General features: G+C 62.5%; 16 protein-coding genes. All 16 read right to left on the reverse strand.

Annotated features, from left to right (window positions below; genetic code table 11):
* Window positions 1-89: 89 nt before the first annotated feature.
* Window positions 90-665 (reverse strand): hypothetical protein, encoded by a 576-nt coding sequence (locus tag ACT54R_RS25250; RefSeq protein ID WP_476331810.1) that lies wholly within the window; start codon window positions 663-665, stop codon window positions 90-92.
* 78 nt (window positions 666-743) lie between these two features.
* On the reverse strand, window positions 744-1139 hold the full coding sequence (locus ACT54R_RS25255) for a hypothetical protein (protein ID WP_476331813.1): 396 nt from the start codon (window positions 1137-1139) through the stop codon (window positions 744-746).
* Window positions 1102-1560 (reverse strand): ASCH domain-containing protein, encoded by a 459-nt coding sequence (locus ACT54R_RS25260; protein WP_476331816.1) that lies wholly within the window; start codon window positions 1558-1560, stop codon window positions 1102-1104. Before ACT54R_RS25260 ends, ACT54R_RS25255 begins: the two co-directional genes overlap by 38 nt.
* A 67-nt stretch (window positions 1561-1627) precedes the next feature.
* Window positions 1628-1954: a hypothetical protein gene (locus tag ACT54R_RS25265; protein ID WP_476331819.1), complete on the reverse strand. Its 327-nt coding sequence runs from the start codon at window positions 1952-1954 to the stop codon at window positions 1628-1630.
* 9 nt (window positions 1955-1963) lie between these two features.
* Window positions 1964-2161, reverse strand: a complete 198-nt coding sequence (locus ACT54R_RS25270) for a hypothetical protein (protein ID WP_476331822.1) — start codon at window positions 2159-2161, stop codon at window positions 1964-1966.
* 265 nt (window positions 2162-2426) lie between these two features.
* A complete protein-coding gene (locus ACT54R_RS25275; RefSeq protein WP_476331825.1) occupies window positions 2427-3503 on the reverse strand; it encodes a RecA family protein in 1077 nt (358 codons plus the stop codon).
* An 11-nt stretch (window positions 3504-3514) separates the two neighbouring features.
* Window positions 3515-3892, reverse strand: a complete 378-nt coding sequence (locus ACT54R_RS25280; RefSeq protein WP_476331828.1) for a hypothetical protein — start codon at window positions 3890-3892, stop codon at window positions 3515-3517.
* Complete coding sequence (locus ACT54R_RS25285; protein WP_476331831.1) at window positions 3889-4830, reverse strand: 5'-3' exonuclease H3TH domain-containing protein; 942 nt, start codon at window positions 4828-4830, stop codon at window positions 3889-3891. The genes ACT54R_RS25280 and ACT54R_RS25285 overlap by 4 nt, the downstream gene beginning before the upstream one ends.
* 98 nt (window positions 4831-4928) lie before the next feature.
* On the reverse strand, window positions 4929-5882 hold the full coding sequence (locus tag ACT54R_RS25290) for a hypothetical protein (RefSeq protein WP_476331834.1): 954 nt from the start codon (window positions 5880-5882) through the stop codon (window positions 4929-4931).
* A 127-nt stretch (window positions 5883-6009) separates the two neighbouring features.
* Window positions 6010-6237 (reverse strand): hypothetical protein, encoded by a 228-nt coding sequence (locus ACT54R_RS25295; RefSeq protein WP_476331836.1) that lies wholly within the window; start codon window positions 6235-6237, stop codon window positions 6010-6012.
* An 8-nt stretch (window positions 6238-6245) separates the two neighbouring features.
* Window positions 6246-6770, reverse strand: a complete 525-nt coding sequence (locus ACT54R_RS25300) for a hypothetical protein (RefSeq protein WP_476331839.1) — start codon at window positions 6768-6770, stop codon at window positions 6246-6248.
* 54 nt (window positions 6771-6824) lie between these two features.
* The gene (gene dnaE, locus ACT54R_RS25305; RefSeq protein ID WP_476331842.1) at window positions 6825-10187 is read right to left on the reverse strand and encodes a DNA polymerase III subunit alpha; all 3363 of its coding nucleotides are present in this window, start codon (window positions 10185-10187) and stop codon (window positions 6825-6827) included.
* Window positions 10188-10190: 3 nt separating this feature from the next.
* Complete coding sequence (locus ACT54R_RS25310; protein WP_476331845.1) at window positions 10191-10487, reverse strand: hypothetical protein; 297 nt, start codon at window positions 10485-10487, stop codon at window positions 10191-10193.
* Between the two features lie 2 nt (window positions 10488-10489).
* Window positions 10490-11011 (reverse strand): hypothetical protein, encoded by a 522-nt coding sequence (locus ACT54R_RS25315; RefSeq protein ID WP_476331848.1) that lies wholly within the window; start codon window positions 11009-11011, stop codon window positions 10490-10492.
* Window positions 11011-11643 (reverse strand): hypothetical protein, encoded by a 633-nt coding sequence (locus tag ACT54R_RS25320; RefSeq protein WP_476331851.1) that lies wholly within the window; start codon window positions 11641-11643, stop codon window positions 11011-11013. Before ACT54R_RS25320 ends, ACT54R_RS25315 begins: the two co-directional genes overlap by 1 nt.
* 1 nt (window position 11644) lies before the next feature.
* The coding region (locus ACT54R_RS25325; protein ID WP_476331854.1) for a CbbQ/NirQ/NorQ domain-containing protein at window positions 11645-11876 on the reverse strand (232 nt) is incomplete at its 5' end.

The raw sequence follows: 11876 nt of genomic DNA on the forward strand, positions 1-11876 counted from the left end.
CTGAGTTGTCTACTGCGTGTTAAATCAGTTTTGACTTAACTGTTATAGCGCGCGCTGAGAGGCGTGCGACTGGGAAAATGCGCTGATCGCTAGGCAGAGATCGAACGCGACACGGCGGGCACCCGCACGACGAAGCGGCCGTTGTCGAACCGCGTCTTGGTTCGATCGAAGATGGCGAAGAGCTTGCTGTTGCGCTCGGCCAGCTTCGCGTTCTCGGCCTCCAGCTTGGTCATGTGCTCGTCCACCTGTTCGAGCAGATCGACCACGTCGACCTCTTCGAGGTATTCGGTGAGACGCTTGCGGTTGATGCCGATGATCAGCTCCTTCTTGAGCCGTTCGGTCTTCTTCCGCTTGGCGGCGCTGATGCAGGGGAAGAGCCGGCCCTGGGCGGCACTCTCGGTCGTCGGGCTGCCGATGAACGAGTGCAGCGCCTTCAAGGCCGCGATCTCGGCGTACCAGCCCCAGTTGTCCACCTCGATCTGCTTAAGCAGCCGGTAGTGGAATTCGGGATGCTGCTTGCGAAAATCGGCGTTCACGATCCCCGCGAGGTTCTTGTCGAAGCCGGCGCTGGCGATCGCATCGCAGATGCGAAAGTAGGTCTTCTTGTTGACCTGCGCCTGGTTGATACGACCGCCCATCGGAGCCAACCCGATCACTCTGTCCATTTGCTAAGTCCTTGTCGTTCAATAAGAACTGACTAAACATAGCGTGAGTCGAGCTGGGTTTGTGACGGGACATGCGCGCTACAGTCGGAGCTTTCCCGGCCGTCGCGCGAACTGGTTGATGGACAGAAAGCGCTGCATCGGGCCGCGCAGAAACCGCGGCGGCTGGCTGAGGTTCGCGCGGTCGAAGAAGCGATCGAGGTAGGTGAGCCACACCTCGCCGCTCTCCCGCACCTTGACGCCGACCATCTTCACGCCGCGCGCCCGCATGGAGAGGAGCGCTTCCTCCTCGATGCCCCATGAGGCTGTGCCGTCACGAATGGCGTCGGAGATGGTCGGCGCCTGCCCCTTGTTGATCTGCCCGGCCTTGCGGTTAACCAGGAACAGCTCATTGCCCTTGTCAGAGATGTAAATTCCGCCGACTGTGCGGCGGCCCACCTTAACCGGGAAAAGCCACGACTTTAGCGGCTTCGTCATTTAGCGAAAACTCCCAAATGCCCTGTTGACCGCGGACAGGGATCGGCTCGTCAAACAGGATCGGGTCTCGCAGGCGCCAGACGTAGCGACCCGGGGAGTACCAGCCGAAGGCCAGCTCCTCGTCGGTCGTGTCCTCCATCAGCTCCTCGGTGATCGGCTCGGTCGAATGAAGCTCGACCGTCCCGAGGAGACACCCGTGAACCAGCTTGTCGAAGTGCGGGACGTTCAGAGGCAGAAAATGAGCCATGAAGTCCGGGTCGCATAGCGCCTGCTTCTGCTCATGTCGCAGTTGCTTGGTGGATGCGATGCCGATCCGCGTCCCAATAAGCGAGCGAGGAGCCGGAAAGCCCCTCGTCTCGTTGAGTTTATGGCGCAGCATGATGAGCGTTGCCCAAGGTTGCCACACCGAGATGACCTTCATGACCCTCAACCCGATCTCGTGAATCACACCGAACTATAGCGTGTCGGGAGTGGTCTGTGTGAGCGGGTTAGACGATTTTCGCACCCGGGAACTTCATGATGTGAGCCTTGAAAAGCTCGGTCATCTCGGTGTCGACCGAACAGATGACATGGCGCGTTCGCTGCTGCTCGAACCATTGCTTGGCGAATTGCACCGCGTCCACGCAGTTTTTGCCGCTGGGGAAGATCCAGCCGCCGCGAAGCTCCACCAGGGACTCGTCGTGGATCTGATTGTAGTCGGTATGCTCCAACGGCAGACCGTCCACATAGACCACCTCGTCCTCGATGATCGCTCCCGGACCCCAGTCGGCGTTGATGAACGCCTTGAACTCCTTGCCATTCACGCTGAGCGTCACCTGGGTCTCCTAGCGAAACATACCGCCGACGACCACGCCGCCGGTGATGGTCGGGAAGAACCGATCGCGCTTGTGCGGGCGATAATCGGCCGTGACGATGGCGCGAGGGCGCACGACCGGACAGCCGATGCGCTTCTCGAACTCGTCGATGGTGAGGCGCTCCGCGAAGAGCGCCTCGATCTGTTCGTCGGTGAGTGGTGAGATCATCGCAGACGTTCGACTCTCAGCATAATCTCCACACTACTTGCGTCGTTCAAGTAATGGTGGCAGATCGACTTAACCACATAGATATGCTGTATCCCGTCCTGATAGAAAACAATACCTTCACCACATCGAGGGATCTGCGTTTGGGAGTGTATCGGAATTTCAAATCCGATTCGCACATCCGAAGCAGCATCCACCAAATATATCGTGGGCCGCTTGTAGTTCGGATTAGGAGCGGGAAGATTGGGAGGGGCCATGCGTTGTTTCCTTACGCAGCGTCTTCACTGTCGAGATCAACTTCCGCCACGACCGGCGGCTCATAGGTGGCCGGCAGGAGCTTCACCAACTCATCGAACTTGCCCTCGGCCTCGATCTTGCGGGCAAGCTTCTCGGGGTGGTATTTCGTGCCCTCGAACACGAGGAAGTTGCCCTCCGTCTCCAGGCACTTCTCGGCCTTGAGGAACTCGACCAGCGAACGCTCGCGGTCGAAGTAGCCGGTGCCGTCCTCGCGGTACATGAAGCGCCACTTGGCCTCGCGGAAGGGTCGGGCGATCTTGTTCTTCATGAACTTGCCCGTGACCTCCTGGCCGACGACCTCAGTGCCCACCTTAATCTGCGACGCCGAGAGCCAGAGCCGCTGCGAGAAATAGAACTCGGGCGCGTTGCCGCCGGTCGTCTTGCGGGGATCGCCGAAGAGCACGCCGATCTTCATGCGGATCTGGTTGAGGAAGATCGCGCAGATGCCATAATCCTCGCAGACCTGGGCGAAGGCAGGGAACGAGTTCGACGTGGCGCGCGCGAGGGCCGAGTTGTCGTTCATGTTGCGGTCTTCGAGCGACTTCTTGCCGATGACCTTGCCGTTCTTCATCTCGTAGAGCGCCGACTGCGGCACCATCGACGCGAGGCTGTCGAACACCCAACAGATAGGCGCCTGCTTGGGAATGAGCTTCTTCTCGCGGATGTGGGCGGCCGCGACGGCGCACATCTGGAGCGAGGCCTCGAAGGTCTCCGGCTTCTTGAACACGAAGCGGCCGGGCGTGGTGTCGAGGCCGAGCTGGGGAGCCAGGCGCAGGGAGAACGAACGCTCGTGGTCCATGAAGCCGGCGATGCCGCCCTGGCTCTGCGCAGCGGCCATCATGCGGGTCGCAAGCGCCGTCTTGCCGGAGCTGGGCGGGCCGGCGATCTCGATCATCCGACCGACGGGGCCGCCGTCGTTCCAGTTCGAGGAGGAGGCGAAGTTCAGCGGGGGAAAGCCCGTGTCGAGGAACTGCCGAACGGTCGACTCCTCGTCGTTGCCGCCGATCGCGCCCGCGATCTCCTTCGCGATGTCTTCTGCCGATGCCATATAGTTCGCTCCTACTCTTCGATGAAGCCGACGCCGTCGGCATCGTCTTCCTGCTGGATGTCGCGCGCGGCTGGGGCGGCCTCGCCGGTGAACAGACGCCCCTCGGGTGTGCGGATGCTGCCGCGAACACCCGGCGGATAGGTCAGGGCAGGGGGCGTGGGACTCGGTGCGGTCGGCAGCTCCATGTCGAGCGAGAACCCGCCTGCGGTCACGCGAGCCTGCCGGTTGATCAGCACCTGCTGCTGGACCTTGGTGAGCGTCAGCCCCAGGAAGCTGAACACCTTCGCCACCTGATCGTCCGTCAGCTGGCCCATCGAGGCGTCCATCGCCTTGGCGAGCGCGTCGAAGTCCTTGGCGATCTTGTTCGTCGCCATCTCCACCTTGGTCATTGCACCCTCATGCGAAAGGGCTCACACCACTCGGACAGGTCCTTGGTGATGGAGCGAAAGGCCAGGGCGTTGCAGAACTTGGCGAACGCCTCTTCGTCGTACTTGCCCTGGTCGACCTTGAGGTTGATCGGGGCCGGCACCGCGCTCGAATTGAGGTCCATCAGGCGCAGGTTGCGCTTGAAGATGTCCTGCTTCTCGTCGCTCTTGGCGAAGTCCTCGAACTTCTTCGGCAGCTTCGGCATGGTGCTGTCGATGGTGCGATTGAGGAAGTCGGCAACCGACCCGTAGGTGTTCAGCAGCTCCACAGCGCCCTTGTCGCCGATGCCGCCCACGCCGGGGATTTCGTCGGAGCTGTCACCCACGAGCGCCTTGAGTTCGAGCCACGCACGCGCGGACTTGACGCCCAGATGGGTCTCGATGGTCTCGTGTGTGATCTTGCGGATCTTGTGCGTGCTGATGGGGTCGTGCCAGCCGACGCCGGGCTGCACGAGCTGCACCCAGTCCTTGTCAGCCGAGATCAGCATGATCTTCTTGCCGGCCGGTGCGTAGCGGCGCACGAGGATGGCCGCGAGATCGTCGGCTTCGAGATTGAGCGCCCACATCTGCGGTACGGCGAGGTGCGTCAGGGCGCGCTTGATGAAGGGGATTTGGGTCTTGAACTGCGCCCGGAGCTCGCGCTGGATCTCCTGGCTCTTGTTCTTCGGCGCCTCGATGTCGCGCGTCGCCTTGTATTCCGCGAAGTGCTTCTTCCGCCAGCTGGCGCCATCCCACAGGACGATCGGCTTCAGCATGGAGAAGGTCGCGATCATCGGGCGCAGAGTGCGCAACATGCCGTAGATCGCGGTTGTGTGTTGCTCGCCGACCTTGAGCTCCGTGCCGGCCGCTTCCTTGTAGCCGATGTTCGAGCCGTCGATGAGCAGAAAGCCACGAGTTTTCACTGTGATTAAATCCACAAGTATGATGCGTGGAAAGAATGGGCGGCGGTGCCCGAGATCACAAAAGGCACCGCCGCCGCTCCGGGTGAGCGACTCCCGGATCAGTCGCCGAGTTCGCCGAGGAGGGCGTCGAGTTCTTCGTCGCTGATGGCGCCGTTGAAATCGCCAGCCGCCTCGGGCTCGGGCTTGTCTTCAACCGCCGGTGCGGGCTTCGCCGCGGCGGGCTTGGGCGCAGCCGGCTTCTCCGGCTCCGCTTTCGGTTCATCGACCTCGAAGGGCGGATCGACCTCGCTGTAGGTCGAGGTCGGCGCCGGCACCTCTTCCGCGACCGACGCAGCGGGCGAGGTGAGCAGGGCGGTGCCGCGCGGGCCGAGGAGCGACTTCACACTGGTGCCGGTGATCGAGGCGATGTTGTTGATCGCCTTGGTCTCCTCGCCGCGGAAGAACTCCTTCTCGATGAACTCCTTGAGGTCGAACACCTTGTCCATCGCACCCTTCGGCACGGGCTTGGACTTGACGGCCGGCATCACGGTGTACCGGGTGTCGAAGCCCTTGCCCGAGCGCTCGATGGTGAAGTCGATGCCTTCCTCGGGATCGAGCACGTTCACCTCGCCGGCGTACTCCTCCAGGACCGAGAGGATGCTGCCGAAGGTGCCGGTCGTGAGCTCCAGGACGACCGGATCATCCGACGCATCGGAGCCGGAACGGATCAGGGCGTTGACGAGCACGTTCTTGCGGGCGTCCCACTCCTTGATGATCTTGAGGGACTCGTCGTCGATCGCCGACTTCTTCGCCTGCTCGATGGCGGTGCAGACGGGGCAGGGCGCCTCGTGAACAGCGTCATGGCAGCCGACGACGGCGACGGGCTTCTCGTTGAGACCCGGCTTGATCCAGTGGACGCCGAGATCCGCCCAGAAGGGCTTGGCCGGGTCGGGCTGAAGAATGCGGACGGTCGTCTTGCCTTCCTTGAGCTTGACGATCTTGCCGTTGTTGCGGCTGTACTTGTTCTTCGCACCGCGGAGCATCGCGAGGAGGGCGGGGTTATTCAGTGCCATATAACTGGGTTCCTTTACAGTTTTGCGCTTAGTGCTTTGTACTCGCAGGCTGTCTAGATACTGACTTTCTGCTAGTTATATTATAGCAGAAACTGCGCTAGAGTGCGCGGTTACTGCTGGCGAATAGTCAGAACACGCCGAACCAGGTGCCGACGCCGTGGATGATGCCGACGGGGGCGAAGAACAGGCCGATGAGGAGCAGGACCCAGGAACTGGTCTTGATGCAGACCACGATATGCGTGATCATCGCCAAGATAGCGGTGATGGCGAGCATGGTCCCGGAAGAGAAAGACCACCGTGCCCTGCGCTTGGCGCGAGCGAAGATCTCCTCGGGCGTCTCGATAGTGTTGGTCATCAAGTGCCTCAACTGTTGTTCGCAGCGCGGTCCGCGAACCGCTGTTTCTGAGCCTCGATCTCATCATCGAGCGCCTTGCGTCGATTGATCGAAACCTCACCCTTCATCTCCTCACGGGAGATCAGGCCCTGTTGCACCAGCATGTCGCGCCGGTGCCGGAACGCCTCTGTGGCGATCTTCGCGGAGGCTTCGATCTGCTTGGCTTCATTCAGCGCACGCTTGAAGCGCACGACCTCGGGATCGGTCGCGACGGCGTTCTCCAGCTGCTTCTCGGTGAACTTGTCGCCCTTGGTGACGAGCGCATCCCGCTTGACGCGATAGGTGCGGGCCTCGACCGTTTCGAGCAGGAATTTCACATCGTCGACCTGGCGCGAGGCGCGGGAAGCCAGCGTGCCGTAGTGGGCGAACAGCGATGCCTGACCGACCATCGCCGTCGACAGATCCGCCAGCGAATAGGTCAGATCCTTTTTCAGCTGGGCGGCATCGATCAGATTGCGCACCTTGTAGACGGACTTCGTAGCCTCTTCGGACATGCTGCACCGTTCAATCAATTTCGATTTAATTATAGCGCGAAAACGAGCGCGCGCTTACGGAATCAGCGAAGCCACAGAGGCAAAAACGTCGTTCATCGCGTGCTGCTTCTCGGGATCGTGGAAAATCTCGCCTGGGCTGAAGCCGATGACGAAATTGGCGTCGTGATCGCGGCTGTAGACGATCTGGCCGGCGCTGTCGGACGCCTTGCCCTTGAAGTCCGGGATGAAGTTTCGCACGGTCGTCGAGCCCATCAGGACGATCACCGGCGGCTTGAGGATCTCGAACTCGCGGGCGAGGTACTTCTGGTAGAGCGCGATCTCGTCGGGCGTCACCTGCTTGCCGGTCTTGGGCCGCTTGATCAGCGCCGTCCAGTAGGCGTCGGCGCGAGACAGCTCGTTCTCATAGAGGGCATTCGACACCGCATTGAACGCGCGGCCCCAGGACATCTGGCCCTGCTCCTCCTCTTCGCGCGAGGGCGCATCGAAGATGACCATGAAGCGCGCCTGCTTGCCGAACATCGGCCGCACGGGCTGGCCGTCCTTGCCGCCGCCCGGCCCCATCTCCTCGTAATAGTCGTTCACCACGTCGAGGATCGCTTTCTTGGTGTCGCGATCGGTCGGGAAGTCGCGATCGATCGTCACCGCGGCGTCCACCAGCCCTGGGATGAGGTCACGCTGGTCGCGCATCCGGTCGGGGTGAAGCTGCACGGGCTGAGTGGGCTCGACCGAGGCGAAGGCGCCGATCTTGTCCAGCAGCTCGATCTTCGCCTTGTTGACGATGCGCCGGTTCACCCGATTGACGCAGTCTTCCATCGACTCGAAAGGCTTCGAGCCGCGCGCCTGGACGATCACCTTGGCCGCATTCGCCGACAGACCCTTGATGCGGCCGAACGGGATGCAGAGCTTGGTGTCGGTGAGGATCTCGAACTGGTCCGTCGACAGGTTGATATCCGGCAGGACGATCTCGATGCCGCTCGCGCGGGCATCCTTCAGCAGCGCCTGGAGCTTCTCTTCCTTCATGAGGGTGAGCGCCGCAGCGTAGAACTCGACCGGGTAGTAGGTCTTGAGCCACATGCTCTGATAGGAGATCAGGGTGTATTCGACCGAGTGGCTCTTGTTGAAGCCGTAGCCGGCGAACTTCTCGATCTTGTCGAACAGTTCGCCCGCCTCGTCCTCATCCATGCCGACGGTCTTGATCGCGCCCTCGACGAACTTGCCGCGCTCCTTCTTCATCTCCTCGGGCAGCTTTTTGCCCATGATCTTGCGCAGCTTGTCAGCTTCGGGCAGCGAGTAGCCCGCGACGACCTGGGCGACCTTCATGACCTGTTCCTGGTAGACCATCACGCCGAAGGTCGGCGCCAGCGGCTCACGCATGTTCGGATGGTCGTACTCGACGGTCTCCAGGCCCTGCTTGCGCTTGTAGTAGGAGTCCATCATGCCCGAGTCCATCGGGCCGGGGCGATAGAGCGCGGTCGCAGCCGTGATATCGTCGAAGGTGATGGTGCCGTCCTTGCCAAGCTCCTTGAGCAGCCGGCGCATTCCGCCCGACTCGAACTGGAAGATGCCGGTCGTCTTGCCCGTCGCGAAGTTGGTGAGCACCTTTTCGTCATCGAGTGGGATGCGGAGAAGGTTCACGCGCTCGGAGTGACGCTTGCGGATGTAGCTGAGCGTCAGGTGGATCAGATCGAGGGTCGACAGACCCAGGATGTCCATCTTGATCAGCCCCTGATCCTCGACGATGCGTTTGTCCCAGTTGACGACCGCCTCGCCCTTTCGACTCTCGACAACGGCGCGCTCGACCAGCGGGCACTCGGCGACCACGACGCCGGCCGCGTGCTGGCCCAGGTTGCGCATGACGCCTTCGAGCGTGCTGCACACGTCCCAGATTGGCTTGTAGCGATCGCGGAACTCGGCGATCTCGGGCACTTCCTCGGCCGCCTTCTCCAGCTTGAGCGGCACCCCGTGCAGCTTCGGCACGAACTTGGAGCAGCGATAGTCGTTCTCATCGAGCCCGAACACACGCCCCACGTCGCGGATGGCTGACGCCGATGCGAGCGTCGCGAAGTTGGAGATGCCGCCGACGCGCTCGCGCCCGTACTTGCCGACCAGATATTCCACCACCTCGTGCCGGCGCTCGGACATGAAATCCAGGTCGGCGTCGGGCAGATCCTGACGGTCAGGGTTGATGAAGCGCTCGAACAGGAGCTCGAAGCGGATCGGGTCGCAGTCGGTGATGCCCATCAGATAGGCGACGAGCGAGCCGCCCACGGAGCCTCGCCCTGGGCCGACCAGGATGCCGTTCGTTTTCGCGAAGCGCACCACGTCCTGCACCAGCAGGAAGTAGCCGGCGAAGCCCAGCGTCTTGAGCACGGAGAGCTCGTAGGCGAGGCGAGGGCGGTACACGTCCTTCAGCTCCTCGGCCGTGGGCTTGTGGCCGAAAACGCTGGTGCTGAACCGCTCGGTCCAGCCCTTCTTGCACTCCTCGATGACGGCGCGCACCTCGTCGGGCGCCATCTTGGGAAGGGACACCGGCGCCTTCTTCCACTCGAACGTCACCCGGCCGGCGAGGAAGCCGGTCATTTTCAGCCCCTGCGCGAAGACGAGCTGGGCATTGGCGACGCCGAACCGGGTGCGCAGCCGGTTGATCGCGCCCTTGCAGTCCTCCAGGAGCTCCTTCGTCGTGCGCGGATGGAAGTCGCGCACGTAGGGCGAATTGTGCCAGGGATCGGAGATCTTCACGTTGCGCGCGATCGCACCCATCACCTCGGCCGCGTCGGCCTCGTCCTGCGCGTAGATCACCGGGCGAACGGTGAGGGGCTGAATGTCGAGCCGTGAGATCGCGCGCGCGGCCAGATTGTTGGCGGCGTCGAACACCGGCGCGTCGACCGGCACGAGACAGGCGTACACGCCCGATTTGCCGATGATGTCGATAATCCGACGAAGGATATCGAGATGGTTGGGATGATGCAGGACGCCCTGCATGTCGCCCGTCGAGATCGCCACGTCCTCGTCCGTCAGGCCGGCGAGGGCCTTGTAGAGGTCGTCAAAGCCGATCTTCGAGGTGTTGTAGAAATATTCCTCGGAGTTGGCGAGGCTGAGCAGCTTGAACAGCGTCTCCAGCCCCTTCTGGGAGAGGACGTACCAGGTGAGGAAATACTCGGGCGGGGCCTTCACCTTCTCGCCCTTGGGCTTGCGCCACGTCGGATCATCCACTACGCGCAGCCGGCAGCCGATCAGAGGTTTGATGTCGGCCTTCTTGGCGCGATTGGTCAGATCGATCAAACCTGTGACCGACATCGTGTCGGTCAGCCCGATCAACTTCGCATCGACCTTCTTCGCCTCGTCGACCAGCCGTTCGGTCGTCAGGATGGACTCACCAATGGAAAAACTCGACCGTGCGGCCAGCAGCGCGTGCATGTATCAGCCCTCCAGGGGCTTCCAGTTCGTGATGACCACAGAGACGAAGGCGCCGTTCTCGGCGATCATGCGCTCGACGTGCTCCACGTCGGCCTGAGTGCGCAGGTCGGCGACGCCGTTGACGAAGAGGCGATGCGTGCCCTTGAAGCCGTCCTGACGCATGAAGTCGTACACCACCATGACCTTGCGGATCGCCGGCTGGGGCAGGGCAGGGGGTTCGGCATCGAGTTCGGGGGCGGGCTGCTCAGGCGCCACAGTCGGCTGCACCTCGTCCGTGTCGACCACAATCGTCTTTTCCATGCTCACCTCTTGAGTTTGATGGTGCCGTTGAGATTTTCGATCAGGTCGAGCGCGGTCAGCACCGCGATCGCCTGACTGACGTGTGCCGACGCAGTGCCCTCGCTCCAGTTGAGCTTGCGCTGGAACGCCGTCATCAGGTTCATGCGCGAGAAGCCGTCGGGCAGGCGCAGAAGCAGGTGACAGGTCAGCCGCATGAAGACGGGGCGCTGATCCTCGAAAGGGTTCCGGTTCGCCCGCAGGGCATCCGTGATCTTGATGCCGGTCTTCTCGAAGCGCTCCAGCAGCGCCGCGACCTTCTTCGGTAGACCGCCGGTCATTTCCGCGGTGCGCTTCTGCGTGACCCGCTTCGGCGCAGGCTCGGGTTCGAGACCCAGCCGGGCACGCATCGCCTGCCGGCGCTCATGCGACTGGGGCGCGCACTTGCCGGCGAAGATGCACCCTCGGCACTCGGCGGCTTCCTCGCTGAACGTCATGGCCGAACCAAAGCAGCCAGGCGCGTGTGAAATGTCCGGGACGTGTTCCATCAGGCGGCCTGCTGTTGGACCTCGAAGGAGATCTGCTTCAATTCACGGTAGATGGGGCCGCGCTCGGTCTTGCCGACGCCGAGCACGTCCATAACCAGCGCAGCGGTGACGCCGCTGGGCGCGCTGGAGCAGAGGCCGCGCTGACGGCCATATTCGGCGCGGGCTTGAAGAGCCCTCACCTCGTCGTAGAGCCACTGAGGCGGGCTCTCCAGAAGCTCGACGAACCTGCGCGCCGTGGGCGACAGGCGCTTCATGACGAAGGCGCGCACGCTGTTGTGGGATGCGGCGTCCTCGCCCGTGACGGCCTTCTGGTCGGGGATGATCTCGTGGTGCGAGCCCGAAACCTCCTCCTCCGAGTGATCCAGCTCGAACGGCGCCATGAGACGCTCGTCGATCTCCTTCTGCACGAAGCGGTTCAGGTGCTGCATCACCCCACGTCCGAGGTAGGACATGAAGGGAACGTTCAGTTCCGGGTTCCAGCGCTCCTTCGCGATGCACCAGGCAACGGCGGCTTCCTGCATGAGATCCTGGTGGGTGATCGTATGGCACCCCGCAGATCGCACCCGGCGCAGAACGCGCCAGGTGATCTTCTGGAGGAACCGTTGGTGCTGCTCGAAGGCGATCGGCGTCATGTCAGCCGAACACCCGCTGCGCCACCTGCTCGACCGCTTCCTTGTCGACGCGCGAGCATCGATTGGCGAAGGCGAGCTTGAGACCCCCGCGCCAGTCGGAGCCACGCACGAGACCGATGCGGGCCGCGTTGATCAGCTCGCGGGGAGAGACCGTCGTTCCGATCTTGCCCGCAGCGAAGGCGGTGCGCACGTCGCCGGCGAACTTGACCAGCTTCGAGGCGTCGCTCGCCTTG

Source organism: Xanthobacter sp. DMC47, assembly GCF_056313845.1.